Annotated in this window: 14 protein-coding genes; 9 read left to right on the top strand and 5 right to left on the bottom strand. The window is 73.0% G+C overall.

The window, feature by feature from the left end; translation table 11 throughout:
• Nucleotides 1-12: 12 nt before the first annotated feature.
• On the bottom strand, nt 13-1,014 hold the full coding sequence (locus ACFYWG_RS21235) for a TAXI family TRAP transporter solute-binding subunit (RefSeq protein WP_383503670.1): 1,002 nt from the start codon (nt 1,012-1,014) through the stop codon (nt 13-15).
• Nucleotides 1,015-1,110: 96 nt separating this feature from the next.
• Here ACFYWG_RS21235 and ACFYWG_RS21240 point away from each other — a divergent pair, with 96 nt between their 5' ends.
• A complete protein-coding gene (locus tag ACFYWG_RS21240) occupies nt 1,111-1,515 on the top strand; it encodes a MazG nucleotide pyrophosphohydrolase domain-containing protein (protein ID WP_389202836.1) in 405 nt (134 codons plus the stop codon).
• 56 nt (nt 1,516-1,571) lie between these two features.
• Here ACFYWG_RS21240 and ACFYWG_RS21245 read toward each other — a convergent pair whose 3' ends face one another.
• The gene (locus tag ACFYWG_RS21245) at nt 1,572-2,795 is read right to left on the bottom strand and encodes a cation:proton antiporter (protein ID WP_383503668.1); all 1,224 of its coding nucleotides are present in this window, start codon (nt 2,793-2,795) and stop codon (nt 1,572-1,574) included.
• 4 nt (nt 2,796-2,799) lie between these two features.
• The gene (locus tag ACFYWG_RS21250; protein ID WP_376327608.1) at nt 2,800-3,285 is read right to left on the bottom strand and encodes a cation:proton antiporter regulatory subunit; all 486 of its coding nucleotides are present in this window, start codon (nt 3,283-3,285) and stop codon (nt 2,800-2,802) included.
• A gap of 120 nt (nt 3,286-3,405) precedes the next feature.
• Here ACFYWG_RS21250 and ACFYWG_RS21255 point away from each other — a divergent pair, with 120 nt between their 5' ends.
• The 4 genes from ACFYWG_RS21255 to ACFYWG_RS21270 all read left to right on the top strand — a co-directional run bounded on the left by ACFYWG_RS21255 (nt 3,406) and on the right by ACFYWG_RS21270 (nt 7,456).
• Nucleotides 3,406-4,449, top strand: coding sequence for a sensor histidine kinase (locus ACFYWG_RS21255; RefSeq protein ID WP_389202838.1), 1,044 nt, complete (start codon nt 3,406-3,408; stop codon nt 4,447-4,449).
• A complete protein-coding gene (locus ACFYWG_RS21260) occupies nt 4,449-5,102 on the top strand; it encodes a response regulator (RefSeq protein ID WP_376327605.1) in 654 nt (217 codons plus the stop codon). Before ACFYWG_RS21255 ends, ACFYWG_RS21260 begins: the two co-directional genes overlap by 1 nt.
• Nucleotides 5,103-5,164: 62 nt before the next feature.
• Nucleotides 5,165-6,682, top strand: a complete 1,518-nt coding sequence (gene miaB, locus ACFYWG_RS21265) for a tRNA (N6-isopentenyl adenosine(37)-C2)-methylthiotransferase MiaB (protein WP_383503666.1) — start codon at nt 5,165-5,167, stop codon at nt 6,680-6,682.
• Nucleotides 6,683-6,742: 60 nt separating this feature from the next.
• Nucleotides 6,743-7,456: a class III extradiol dioxygenase subunit B-like domain-containing protein gene (locus ACFYWG_RS21270; RefSeq protein WP_385417886.1), complete on the top strand. Its 714-nt coding sequence runs from the start codon at nt 6,743-6,745 to the stop codon at nt 7,454-7,456.
• 283 nt (nt 7,457-7,739) lie between these two features.
• Here ACFYWG_RS21270 and ACFYWG_RS21275 read toward each other — a convergent pair whose 3' ends face one another.
• Together ACFYWG_RS21275 and ACFYWG_RS21280 are read right to left on the bottom strand one after the other, a co-directional pair.
• The gene (locus ACFYWG_RS21275) at nt 7,740-8,126 is read right to left on the bottom strand and encodes an antitoxin (protein ID WP_376327600.1); all 387 of its coding nucleotides are present in this window, start codon (nt 8,124-8,126) and stop codon (nt 7,740-7,742) included.
• A gap of 26 nt (nt 8,127-8,152) precedes the next feature.
• Nucleotides 8,153-8,461, bottom strand: a complete 309-nt coding sequence (locus tag ACFYWG_RS21280) for a hypothetical protein (protein ID WP_389202842.1) — start codon at nt 8,459-8,461, stop codon at nt 8,153-8,155.
• Nucleotides 8,462-8,643: 182 nt separating this feature from the next.
• Between ACFYWG_RS21280 and miaA the strand changes: the two genes are divergently transcribed.
• From miaA to ACFYWG_RS21300, 4 genes are all read left to right on the top strand, one after another.
• Nucleotides 8,644-9,582, top strand: a complete 939-nt coding sequence (miaA, locus tag ACFYWG_RS21285; protein WP_383503662.1) for a tRNA (adenosine(37)-N6)-dimethylallyltransferase MiaA — start codon at nt 8,644-8,646, stop codon at nt 9,580-9,582.
• A 108-nt stretch (nt 9,583-9,690) separates the two neighbouring features.
• Nucleotides 9,691-10,203: a hypothetical protein gene (locus ACFYWG_RS21290; protein ID WP_376327596.1), complete on the top strand. Its 513-nt coding sequence runs from the start codon at nt 9,691-9,693 to the stop codon at nt 10,201-10,203.
• 67 nt (nt 10,204-10,270) lie between these two features.
• Nucleotides 10,271-11,146 (top strand): diaminopimelate epimerase, encoded by an 876-nt coding sequence (dapF, locus tag ACFYWG_RS21295; RefSeq protein WP_389202845.1) that lies wholly within the window; start codon nt 10,271-10,273, stop codon nt 11,144-11,146.
• Nucleotides 11,147-11,416: 270 nt separating this feature from the next.
• Entirely contained in the window at nt 11,417-13,600 is a 2,184-nt protein-coding gene (locus ACFYWG_RS21300; RefSeq protein ID WP_385417877.1) for a RelA/SpoT family protein, read from the top strand.
• Nucleotides 13,601-13,614: the final 14 nt, after the last annotated feature.

Raw genomic sequence — 13,614 nt, forward strand, 5'->3', positions numbered from 1 at the left:
GTGCGACCGCGCCTACGGTTTGACCGACTGGTAGTACCGCTGCGCACCGGCATGCAGTTGCAGCGGGTCCGTGTAGATCGCCGTGCGCACGTCGACCAGTTGGGCCGAGTGGACGGTCGCGCCGATGCGGTCCCGGCTGTCGAGGACCGTGCGCGTGAGCCACTCGGTGAGCCGGGGATCCACGTCGCTGCGCGTGATCAGCAGGTTGGAGACCGCCAGGGTGGGCACCGGATGGCCGTGCTGGACGGAGGGGTACGCCGACTCCGGCATCTTCGTGGCGCGGTAGTAGCGCGTGGCGCCCCCCTGGTCGTGCAGTGCGGCCACCAGGGTCGCGTCGATCGGCACGAACCGGAAGGCCGACGCCGACTTCTTGGCCAGCCGGCTCAGCCCGTCCGTGGGCAGCCCGCCCGACCAGAAGAACGCGTCCAGGCCGTGTCCCAGCTTCTTGGGCCCGGTGTCGATGCCGTCCGAGGCCGGCTCGATGTCCTTCTCCGGATCGATCTCGGCCGCCCTGAGCACCCCGTTCGCGATCAACCGCACACCGGAGTCCGGCAGCCCTATGGCCACCCGCTTGCCCTTCAGGTCGGCGACCGAGTGGATGTCCGAGTCCGGCGGCACGACGAGCTGCACGTAGTCGTCGTACAGCCGGGCGACCCCGCGCAGCCGGTCGGCACCCGGGCGGTTGTCGTGCATGTACGTGGCGACGGCGTCCGCCGCGGCGATCGCGAAGTCGGCTTCGCCCGACGCCACATCCGCGACGTTCTCCTGGGAACCGGCACTGGTCAGCAGGCGGACCCGCAGCTCGGGCATGTCCTTGTCGATCGCGGTGCGCAGCAGCTCGCCGTACTCGTGGTAGACCCCCGCGCGTGTGCCCGTGCTGAAGTCGATCGTCCCCGACGGCGGCTCCTCGGCCCAGGGCCGCAGCCACCACAGGAGCAGACCGAGGACCACGAGGGCGGCGGTGCCGCCCTGCACGGCCCGGCGCCTGCCGATACGGGGGAGCTTCTGGGACATGCGCGCGATCCTGCCAGCCACGGGGCCTCCCTGACCAGGGAGGGGTGTCACGCGACGCCCCCCGGGGTGTCGGTGCCGGCCACTACAGTCGGCCCCATGAGCTCCTCGCCCGCCGACCTGGTCCGTGAATTCCACCGCGCGTTCGGCCTGGACGTCCGCAGCACCCCGACGGAGGTCGCGCCGGACCTGGCCGCGCACCGGGGTGCGCTGCTGGCGGAGGAGGCCGCCGAGGTGGCCGAGGTGGCGGTGCGGGGTCCGCTGGACAGGCTGGCCCACGAACTGGCGGACGTCGTGTACGTCGCCTACGGCACGGCCCTGGTCCACGGCATCGACCTCGACGCGGTCCTGGCGGAGATCCACCGTTCCAACATGACCAAGATCGGCCCGGGCGGCACGGTCTCCCGCCGCGAGGACGGCAAGGTCCTCAAGGGAGAGCACTACGAGGCACCGGACGTACCGGGTGTGCTGCGCCGGCAGGGGTGGGCACCGGGCGGGGCGTGAGACACCCCGCCGCGGTGACCCGCCGCGCCGGCCGGCGGGACGACCCGCCCCGCTCCTCAGTCGGCGACAGGTGCCTCCGCTTCCGCCTCCGCCCTGCGGGGTGCCGGCTCCGGCTCGCGGGGCTCGCGGCGGCGCGCCCACCAGGACGCCACCGGCTCGGTGTAGCGCGCGGTGAGCGGCCCGAGGACGACCAGGATGAGGACGTACGCCGTGGCCAGCGGGCCGAGGGACGGCTCCACACCGGCCGCGACGGCGAGGCCCGCGATGACGATGGAGAACTCGCCGCGCGCCACGAGCGCGCCCCCCGCCCGCCAGCGGCCCCTGACGGAGATCCCGGCGCGCCGGGCCGCCCAGTAGCCCGTGGCGATCTTCGTCAGCGCCGTGAGGACGGCCAGTCCGAGAGCCGGCAGCAGCACGGGCGGGATGCTCGACGGGTCGGTGTGCAGCCCGAAGAAGACGAAGAAGACGGCCGCGAACAGGTCGCGCAAAGGGCTCAGCAGGGTGTGCGCCCCCTCCGCCACCTCGCCGGACAGCGCGATGCCCACCAGGAAGGCTCCCACGGCGGCCGACACCTGCAGCTGCTGCGCGACGCCCGCGACCAGGATCGTCAGCCCCAGCACGACCAGCAGCAGCTTCTCCGGGTCGTCGCTGGAGACGAACCGCGAGATCACCCGGCCGTAGCGCACGGCCAGGAACAGCACGAGCCCCGCCGCGCCCAGGGCGATCGCCAGGGTCAGGCTGCCGGCCAGCAGCCCGGCCCCCGCGACCAGTGCCGTGACGATCGGCAGGTAGACCGCCATCGCCAGGTCCTCCAGGACCAGCACACTGAGGATCACGGGCGTCTCGCGGTTGCCGACCCGGCCGAGATCGCCGAGCACCTTCGCGATCACGCCGGACGACGAGATCCAGGTGACACCCGCCAGGACGACGGCGGCCACCGGGCCCCACCCGAGCAGCAGCGCCACCGCCGCCCCGGGCAGCGCGTTCAGCGCGCAGTCGACCAGACCCGCCGGGTAGTGCGTCTTGAGGTTGGAGACCAGATCGCTCGCCGTGTACTCCAGGCCCAGCATCAGCAGCAGCAGGATGACGCCGATCTCCGCGCCCGTGGCGATGAACTCCTCGCTCGCGCCCAGCGGCAGCAGACCCCCCTCGCCGAACGCCAGACCGGCCAGGAGGTACAGCGGTATGGGCGACAGCTGGAAACGGCCGGCGAACCGGCCGAGCAGGCCGAGGCCGAGGATGATGGAACCGAACTCGATCAGCAGGACCGCGGAGTGCACCGGCTCACTCCCGCTCGAGTATCGCCGCGGCCGCGTCCACGCCCTCGCGCGTCCCGACGACGATCAGCCGGTCGCCGCCCGCCAGCCGGAAGTCCGGCGCCGGCGACGGAATGGCCTCCGCCCGCCGCAGCACCGCCACGACCGACGCGCCGGTCTCCGTCCGCATCTTCGTGTCGCCCAGCACCCGCCCGTTCCAGCGCGAGGTCGCGGGCACCTCGATCCGCTCGGCCACCAGCCCCAGATCCGTGGTGTACAGCAGGCTGGGGCTGTGGTGGGACGGCTTCAGCGCGTCGATGAGCGAACCCGCCTCGGAGCCGGTCAGCCGCAGGGAGTGCGCGCAGGAGTCCGGGTCGTCGGCCCGGTACACGTTCACCGTGCGCGTGCCGTCGCGGTGCGCCACCACCGACAGATGACGGTGTTCCCGGGTCTCCAGGTCGTACTGGACCCCGATGCCCGGCAGCGGCGTCGCCCTCAGGCGCGGAGCTGACACGTTGCTTCCCCTTGTTCGTCGTATCCGGCTCGGAGCGGATGCGCGTCCCGCCCCGGTGAACCGTGCCGATCATCGGATCGGCCACCTCCGCATGCTGCCATCCGGCCGTACGGTGACGACATGGGTGTCGTGACGGATATACGCCGCGGCCGGTCGTCGGAGAGGCTGGGACGGGCTGTGTCGCACACGAGGGCCGGAAGGAGCGGATCCAGGAGCGTGTCGTTGTTCTGGCGGATCTTCTCGCTCAACGCCGCGGGCCTGGTCGTGGCGACCGCGTTGCTGCTCGGTCCGGTCACCGTGTCCACGCCGGTCCTGCCGGGCGAGGCCCTCGTCCTGCTCGGCGGCCTCGCGGTGCTGCTCACCGGCAACGCCCTCGTGCTGCGCTTCGGCCTCGCCCCGCTGCAGCGGCTGGACCGGGCCATGGCCACCGCCGACCTGCTGCGCCCGGGACACCGCCCGGCGGTCAGCGGCCCGGCGGAGGCGGCCGGTCTGATCACCACCTACAACACGATGCTCGACCGGCTGGAGTCCGAGCGGGCCGCGGGCGCCGCCCGGGCCCTGTCCGCGCAGGAGCGGGAACGGCACCGGATCGCCCGGGAGCTGCACGACGAGGTCGGCCAGACGCTCACCGCCGTCCTCCTCCAGCTCAAGCGGGTCGCCGACCGGGCACCCGAGGACCTGCGCGAGGAGGTCGGCCAGGCGCAGGAGGCGACCCGGTCCGGTCTGGACGAGATCCGCCGGATCGCACGCCGGCTGCGCCCCGGTGTCCTGGAGGAGCTCGGCCTGGCCAGTGCCCTGCGCTCGCTGGCCGGGGAGTTCACGACCCATGGACTGACCGTGACCCATCACGTCACCGGCGACCTGCCCGCCCTCAGCCCGGAAGCGGAACTGGTCGTCTACCGGGTCGCTCAGGAGAGCCTGACCAACACCGCCCGGCACGCCGCCGCCGACCGGGCCGAACTCCGCCTGCAACCGGTCCCCGGCGGGGTCGAACTCCTCGTGCGGGACAACGGCACCGGCCTCGGCGCGGCCGCCGAGGGGGCGGGCATCACCGGCATGCGCGAACGTGCCCTGCTGATCGGCGCCGCCCTCGCACTGGAGCCGGCCCCGGGCCGGGGCACGGACGTGCGGCTCCGCATCCCCGTCACGGAAGGGGCCCGCTGATGCCGACGCCGATCCGCGTCCTGCTCGCCGACGACCACACCCTGGTGCGGCGCGGGGTCCGTCTCATCCTCGACGGGGAACCGGACCTCGAAGTCGTGGCCGAGGCCGGGGACGGGGCGGAAGCCGTCGCCAAGGCCCGGGAGACCCCCGTCGACCTGGCCGTCCTGGACGTGGCGATGCCCCGCATGACCGGCCTCCAGGCGGCCCGCGAACTCTCCCGCCGGCTGCCCGGCCTGCACATCCTCATCCTCACGATGTACGACAACGAGGAGTACTTCTTCGAGGCCCTCAGGGCCGGGGCCAGCGGCTACGTCCTCAAGTCCGTCGCCGACCGCGACCTGGTCGAGGCGTGCCGGGCGGCCGTCCGCGACGAGCCGTTCATCTACCCGGGCGCCGAGCGGGCCCTGGTCCGCTCCTACCTGGAGCGGCTGCGGCGGGGCGACGGCGTGCCGGAGCGCGCCATCACCGAACGCGAGGAGGAGATCCTCAAGCTGGTCGCCGAGGGCCACACCTCCAAGGAGATCGGCGAACTGCTCTTCATCAGCGCCAAGACGGTCGAGCGCCACCGCGCCAACCTGCTGCAGAAGCTCGGCATGCGCGACCGCCTGGAGCTCACCCGGTACGCCATCCGCGCCGGGCTCATCGAGCCCTGAGCCCCGGAGGGGGTTGTCCACAGGCGGCCGAGCCAGGTGTTTGGAGCGCCTACCCTTGTCGCATGAGCAGCATCGACCGGAGCCAGTCAGTGGGCGGCACGCGCACGTACGAGGTACGCACCTACGGGTGCCAGATGAACGTCCACGACTCCGAGCGATTGTCCGGACTGCTGGAGGACGCGGGCTACGTCCGCGCCCCCGAGGGCGCCGACGGCGAGGCCGACGTCGTCGTCTTCAACACCTGCGCGGTCCGGGAGAACGCCGACAACAAGCTGTACGGCAACCTCGGCCACCTCGCGCCGAAGAAGGCCGCCCGTCCCGGGATGCAGATCGCGGTCGGCGGCTGCCTCGCGCAGAAGGACCGCGACACCATCGTGAAGAGGGCGCCCTGGGTGGACGTCGTCTTCGGCACGCACAACATCGGCAAGCTCCCGGTCCTGCTGGAGCGCGCCCGCGTGCAGGAGGAGGCGCAGGTCGAGATCGCCGAGTCGCTGGAGGCCTTCCCCTCGACCCTGCCCACGCGCCGCGAGAGCGCCTACGCGGCCTGGGTGTCGATCTCCGTCGGCTGCAACAACACCTGCACCTTCTGCATCGTCCCGGCCCTGCGCGGCAAGGAGAAGGACCGCCGCCCCGGCGACATCCTCGCCGAGATCGAGGCCCTGGTGGCCGAGGGCGTCTCCGAAGTCACCCTGCTCGGGCAGAACGTCAACGCCTACGGCTCGGACATCGGCGACCGCGAGGCCTTCAGCAAGCTGCTGCGCGCCTGCGGCAGGATCGAGGGGCTGGAGCGCGTGCGCTTCACCTCCCCGCACCCGCGCGACTTCACCGACGACGTCATCGCCGCCATGGCCGAGACGCCGAACGTGATGCCGCAGCTGCACATGCCGCTCCAGTCCGGCTCCGACCCCGTCCTGAAGGCGATGCGCCGCTCCTACCGCCAGGAGCGCTTCCTCGGGATCATCGAGAAGGTCCGCGCCGCCATCCCGCACGCCGCGATCAGCACGGACATCATCGTGGGCTTCCCCGGCGAGACCGAGGAGGACTTCGAGCAGACGCTGCACGTCGTGCGCGAGGCCCGCTTCGCCCAGGCCTACACCTTCCAGTACTCCAAGCGCCCCGGGACCCCGGCCGCCGAGATGGACGGCCAGATCCCGAAGAAGGTCGTCCAGGAGCGCTACGAGCGCCTGGTCGCCCTCCAGGAGGAGATCTCCTGGGAGGAGAACAAGAAGCAGGTCGGCCGCACGCTGGAGCTGATGGTCGCCGAGGGCGAGGGCCGCAAGGACGACAGCACCCACCGCCTGTCCGGCCGCGCCCCCGACAACCGGCTCGTGCACTTCACCAAGCCGGACGAGGAGGTCCGCCCGGGCGACGTCGTCACGGTCGAGATCACCTACGCCGCCCCGCACCACCTCCTCGCCGAGGGCCCGGTCCTCGCCGTGCGCCGCACGCGCGCGGGCGACGCCTGGGAGAAGCGGAACGCGGCCGAGAAGTCCAAGCCCGTGGGCGTGATGCTGGGCCTGCCGAAGATCGGTGCTCCCGAGCCGCTGCCCGTGGCGGCGAGCGGCTGCGGCTGCGACTGACCCCGACGGGAGCGCCGCCGCCCGCGGTGGCGGCGCCTCCCGGGCGTTACCCTGCCGATCATGCTTGTCGCCGCCGCTGCCTGCCCCTGTCCGCCCCTGCTCGTGCCCGAGGTCGCCGCGGGCGCGGCACCGGAACTGGACGCCGCTCGGGCGGCCTGCGTGGACGCGCTGGGCGTGCTCGCCGCCGCCCGCCCCGACCGGCTCGTGGTCGTGGGACCGCAGCAGGGCACCGGTTCCGAGCCGTACGCGGAGGGCACGCCGGGTTCCTTCCGGGGCTTCGGCGTCGCTCTCGATGTCCGGCTGGGACCGGCCGGGGACGCGGAGGGGGAGCGGCGGCTCCCGTACTCCCTGGCCGTGGCGGCCTGGCTGCTGGAACGGACGGGGTGGCGCGACGCGCCCGTCGAAGGACTGGGCGTCGGCGAACAGCTCGCCCCGCAGCGGTGCCTGGACAACGGGCGTGACGTCGCCGCCCGGGCCGGGCGGGTCGCGCTGCTCGTCATGGGCGACGCCAGCGCGTGCCGGACGCTCAAGGCCCCGGGCTACCTCGACGAACGGGCCGCACCCTTCGACGCCGGGGTGGCCCGTGCGCTCGGTACGGCCGACCTGGCCGCCCTCGGCGCCCTGGACACCGGTCTGGCACAGGAGCTGAAGGTGTCCGGCCGGGCCCCGTGGCAGGTGCTGGCGGGCGCGGCCGAGGACGCCGGCCTCGGCGGATCACTGCTGTACGAGGACGCGCCGTACGGAGTCGGGTACCTCGTCGCGACCTGGTCGTAGGCGCGGACGGAGAAGCCGGGGAGAGCCCGGGCGACCGGCGGTCGGCACCTGGGACGTGGCGGCTGGTGAACGGCGGACGGCCGGGAGCGGGGGAGAGCTCCGCGGCCGTCCGGGCTGACTCGCGTGCAGGCGTGCGGGACCTCGCACGAGGCAGCGCGACGCCCGGCTCCACGGCGTGTGCGATGCCTCGCGGATCAGCGCATGGGGCCTTGCGTGCACCTGCCTGCACCGTGCGCCTGGCCCGCATGCCCCCTGCGCGGGTGCTGCGGATGCCGTGCGTGCGTCAGGAGGTGGGCGGGGGTACGTCGTCCGGCGGGGTCCCGCCCGTGTCACGCGGTGGGGCGGTCCGGTGCGCATCCCCAGGCGTGGCGCCCGCGCTCGGCCCCGGAGGGGTGCCCGGCGTCGTCGTCGTTCCCGGCGACGGTGCCGTGCCGCCCGTGGCCCCGGACGGTGTGCCGTCGTCCTTGTGCGTGAGCCTGCCCATGGCGCCCTTGGCCTTACCCGTACCGGAGTGGATCCGGTCGCTGTACTTGCCCTTGGTGCTCTTGTCGACGGCCTCGGCGGCCTTGTCCAGACCGTGGTGGATCTTGCCCTCGTGTCGCTGTGCGAGGTCCGAGACCTTGTCCTTGGCCGGGCCCAGTTTGGCCTTCACGTTGTCCATCAGACCCATGGTTCACCTTCCCTCGCGCGGGGCGGTCACGTACGGGCGCTCTCACCGGCCTCGTTGTCGGCCGCCTTCTCGGTGGACTGCTGCTTGGGGATGTCGACGGCCTCCGGTTCACCGCTGTCGGTGGCCGCCTCGTCGGCCGGCTCGTCCGCCTGCGCCGCCGTGTCCGTGTCCTTCGTCTCCGCGGCGCCGGCCGTCTCCTCCGCCGAAGCGTCGGTGTCCGCCGGAGCGTCGGTCTCCGCTGCGGCCCCTGCCTCAGCCGTGTCGGCCTGAGCCTCGGCGGCAGGCGCTTCCGCCGTGGCCTCCGACCGCCCGAAGAATCGTGCAAAAACGCCCATATCCACTCCATACGTTACTCGTGCGGGCGAAATCCCGCGTTGCCCGGTGCGTCCGTCTGCGCGACCCGGGCCACCGCCTCCGTGATCCGGCGGCAGGAACCTCGCAACGGGCAACGACCCCACGACCACGGCGTCACGTAACTCGTTCGAGAGCCGGCTGCGAGGTTTGCGAGACTGTTCCGGTGAGCAGCGCACCCCCCGCCCCCCGCGTCATCGCCGTCGTCGGACCGACCGCGGCCGGAAAGTCCGATCTGGGCGTCTTCCTGGCCCAGCGTCTCGGCGGCGAGGTCGTCAACGCCGACTCCATGCAGCTCTACCGAGGGATGGACATCGGCACCGCCAAGCTGACGCCCGAGGAGCGCGGCGGAGTCCCGCACCACCTGCTGGACGTCTGGGACGTGACCGAGACGGCATCGGTCGCCGAGTACCAGCGGCTGGCCCGGGAACGCATCGACGCGCTGCTCGCACAGGGCCGTTGGCCGGTCCTGGTCGGCGGCTCGGGGCTGTACGTGCGCGGGGCCGTCGACAACCTGGAGTTCCCGGGCACCGACCCGGAGGTCCGGGCCCGGCTGGAGGAGGAACTCGCGCTGCGCGGCTCCGGCGCGCTGCACGCCCGGCTGGCCGCCGCCGACCCCGAGGCCGCCCGGGCGATCCTGCCGGGCAACGGCCGCCGGATCGTCCGCGCCCTGGAGGTCATCGAGCTCACCGGCAAGCCCTTCACCGCCAACCTCCCGGGCCATGACTCGGTGTACGACACCGTGCAGATCGGCGTCGACGTGGCCCGCCCCGAGCTGGACGAGCGCATCGCGCGCCGCGTCGACCGGATGTGGGAGGCCGGGCTCGTCGACGAGGTACGCGCACTGGAGGCGCAGGGGTTGCGCGACGGGCGTACCGCCTCGCGCGCGCTGGGCTACCAGCAGGTGCTCTCGGCACTCGCCGGGGAGTGCACCATGGAAGAAGCGCGGACCGAGACCGTCCGTGCCACCAAGCGCTTCGCGCGCCGCCAGGATTCGTGGTTCAGGCGCGATCCACGGGTGCACTGGTTGAGTGGGGCGGCGGCGGATCTCACCCGACTTCCGCAGCTCGCACTGTCCTTGGTCGAACGACCGGTTACAGCCTGATCACGTCATGGCATCGGGACGCCCAGGCCGTCATCGGGGCCTTCGACGGCGTGCCATCATCGAGCTTCGATCGACCGAGTTGAGTCCTAGTTGGGAGGGCGCGTGGCGATGGAGGCCGGCCCTCGCGACACCGCACGAAGCACCGACCGCATCACCGCCGAACCGGACGGTGCGGCACTCGGTGACGGCCCGGAGCCGGAGACGGACCGCCTCAGCGACGACGGGCCCGACGAGACGCCGAGCGTGACGGACGACGGCCCCGAGCCCGAGGAGATGTTCGCCGACGAGGTCGAGGTCGAGCTGCGCCCGCAGCGCCGCCTGCGCCTGTGGCAACTCGCCCCGATCGTGGCCCTGGCGGCGCTCGGCTCCCTGATGTTCGCGTTCCCGCTCGCCTTCGACTTTGGTGACAGCGGCGCCGTCATCGCCATGCTCGGGCTGCTGATCTGCTCGACGGCGGCCGGCTGGGGCATGATGGCCGCCCGCCGCGTCGGCTCCACCTGGCCGGGCCTGCCCGCCCGCGGCTCCGGCCGCAGACCCGACTGGCGGGTCGTCCTCGCGTACGCGCTGGTGGTGGCCGCGGTGGTCGTCCTGGCCGTGTGGCGAGTGGCGCGACTGCGGTAGAGCGGCACCGTTCGGGGCCCGGGTCCCACTCCGTCGTGCCCGTCCGGCAGCCCGTACGATCGAGGGCATGAGCACGCGGATCGCCTTCCTCAAGGGGCACGGCACCGAGAACGACTTCGTGATCGTCCCGGACCCCGAGAACGCCGTCGACCTCCCCCCGGCCGCCGTCGCCGCCCTGTGCGACCGCCGCGCGGGCATCGGCGGCGACGGGCTCCTGCACGTCGTGCGCTCCGCCGCCCACCCAGAGGCCCAGGCCATGGCGGCCCGAGCCGAGTGGTTCATGGACTACCGCAACGGCGACGGCTCGGTCGCCGAGATGTGCGGCAACGGCGTGCGCGTGTTCGCCCGCTACCTCCAGCGTGCCGGGCACGTGACCGAGGGCGACCTCGCCGTCGCCACGCGCGGAGGCGTGAAGACCGTGCACCTGGCCAAGAACGGGGACGTCACCGTCGGCATGGGCAAGGCGGTGCTCCCCGAGGGCGACGTCACGGTCAGCGTCGGCGACCGCAGCTGGCCCGCGCGCAACGTCAACATGGGCAACCCGCACGCGGTCGCCTTCGTCGAGGACCTGGCCCACGCGGGCGACCTCCACTCCCCGCCGCCCTTCAGCCCGGCCTCGGCCTACCCGGACGGCGTGAACGTCGAGTTCGTCACCGACCGCGGCCCGCGGCACGTCGCCCTGCGCGTGCACGAGCGCGGCTCCGGCGAGACCCGCTCCTGCGGCACCGGCGCGTGCGCGGTCGCCGTGGCCACCGCCCGCCGCGACGGTGCCGACCCGACGGTCACCGGCACCCCGGTGACCTACACCGTGGACGTGCCCGGCGGCACCCTGGTGATCACCGAGCGCCCGGACGGGGAGATCGAGATGACGGGCCCGGCCGTGATCGTCGCCGAGGGCGAGATCGACGCGGACTGGCTGGAGGCTGCCGCCGCGCGCGCGTGAGACCGCGCGGGCGCCCCGGGCTCGAACGAGCCGTAAAGATCAAGCCAATTGGCGGGAACCGTGCCGTCGCGGCCGTGTCATACAGGGGTGCAAACCTCGCATTCGTCCCTCGAATGGGTGATCAGTTTCACGCTCGGCGAGAGGTGGCCAGCCGGGCGTGGTGGGCTCGGTAGCATCAAGCACCGGCCCGGACGGGGAACCGAAGCCGCCCCCTGAGCCGTGTCCGCCCTGGGGCACCCCGTCCGCCGGTTGACGCAGCCGGAGGTGCCCATGAGTGCGGAGGCCACGAATTCCGTGACCCCAGGCCCGATGCCGGGCGCGGTCTCGGGATCGCTGACGCCGGCGGCGCCGCGCAGAAGGACCCGCCCCCGGATCGATCTGCGCCGCCTCGGCAGAGCGGCCCTGCTGGGTCCCGCCGTCCGCGACCGGCTGCCCGACGCGATCAGCCACGTCGTCGAGGCGCACCGCGCCCACCACCCCGACGCGGACCTCGACCCGCTGCGCCGCGCGTACGTCCTGGCCGAGTCCTCCCACCGCGGCCAGATGCGCAAGAGCGGCGAGCCGTACATCACGCACCCCCTCGCGGTGACCCTGATCCTCGCCGAACTCGGCGCGGAGACCACGACGTTGACCGCCTCGCTGCTGCACGACACCGTCGAGGACACGGACGTGACGCTGGACCAGGTCCGCGACCAGTTCGGCGAGGAGGTCCGCTACCTCGTCGACGGCGTGACCAAGCTGGAGAAGGTCGACTACGGCGCGGCCGCCGAGCCCGAGACCTTCCGCAAGATGCTCGTCGCCACCGGCAACGACGTGCGCGTCATGTCGATCAAACTCGCCGACCGGCTGCACAACATGCGCACCCTGGGCGTCATGCGCCCCGAGAAGCAGGAGCGCATCGCGAAGGTGACACGTGACGTGCTCATCCCGCTCGCCGAACGCCTCGGCGTGCAGGCCCTCAAGACCGAACTGGAGGACCTGGTCTTCGCGATCCTGCACCCCGAGGAGTACGCGCGCACCAGGGAACTGATCGTCCGCAACGCCGACCGGGCGGACGACCCGCTCGCAGAGGTCGCCGACGAGGTGCGCGGCGTGCTCCGGGAGGCGGACATCGCGGCCGACGTCCTCATCCGGCCGCGCCACTTCGTGTCCGTGCACCGGGTCTCCCGCAAACGCGGCCGGCTGCGCGGCTCGGACTTCGGCCGCGTACTGGTCCTGGTGAACGAGGACGCCGACTGCTACGGCGTCCTGGGCGAGCTGCACACGTGCATGACGCCGGTGGTCTCGGAGTTCAAGGACTTCATCGCCGTACCCAAGTTCAACCTGTACCAGTCGCTGCACACGGCCGTCTCCCGGCAGGACGGCCAGGTCGTCGAAGTCCTCATCCGCACGCACCAGATGCACAAGGTCGCCGAGGCCGGTGTCGTCGCCCTCGGCAACCCGTACGCACCCGCCCCGGACGACCCCGCCGACGGGGAACGCGTCGACCCCACCCGGCCCGGCTGGCTGTCCCGGCTCCTCGACTGGCAGGAGGCCGCCCCCGACCCCGACCACTTCTGGTCCACCCTGCGCGAGGACCTCGCCCAGGACCGCGAGATCACCGTCTTCCGCCCCGACGGCGGCACGATCGGCCTGCCGGAGGGCGCCACCTGCGTGGACGCCGCCTACGCGCAGTACGGGGAGGACGCGCACGCCTGCATCGGCGCCCGCGTCAACGGCCGCCTCGCGACACTGAGCACCGTCCTGAAGGACGGCGACACCGTGCAGCTCCTCATGGGCCAGGACCCGGCGTCCGAGCCCTCCCGGGAGTGGCTGGAGCACGCGCACACGCCGGCCGCCCGCATCGCCATCCAGCGGTGGCTGGCCGCCCACCCCGCGCAGGCCGAGACCCAAGAGGGTCAGGCGCAGCCCGCCCAGGACCGGACGGCTGCCCGGCAGGCCGCCGCCGGGGCGAGCGACACCGGCGCGACCGACGCCGTCGGGGGTGCGGGGCGGGGTGCGGGTACGGATGTCCTGTCCGAGCTGCCCGGGGCGAGCGCCCGCCTCGCCCGCTGCTGTACGCCCGTACCGCCCGACGACATCACCGGCTTCGCCGTACGCGGGGGCGCGGTCACCGTGCACCGCGTGGAGTGCGCCGCGGTGGCGCGCATGAAGGACGCGGAGCGTGCGGAGGTGGGCGTGCGCTGGGGCGAGACCGCCGAGTGCCGCGTCACGCTGGTCGCTGAATCGTTCGTCCGTCCGCACCTGCTCGCGGACCTCACGGAGGCCATGGCGCTCGAAGGCGCCGAGATCGTCTCCGCGACCGTCGAGCCGCCGGCCCAGCAGCAGGTGCGCCACACGTACACCGTCCAGCTCCCCGACGCGGCCCACCTGCCCGCCTTGATGCGCGCCATGCGCAACGTGGCCGGGGTCTACGACGTGAGCAGGGCGCAGCCGCAGACGCAGAGCGGTTGATCGGTCCGGCGGCG

The organism is Streptomyces sp. NPDC003456 (assembly GCF_042878735.1).
Lineage (GTDB): Bacteria > Actinomycetota > Actinomycetes > Streptomycetales > Streptomycetaceae > Streptomyces.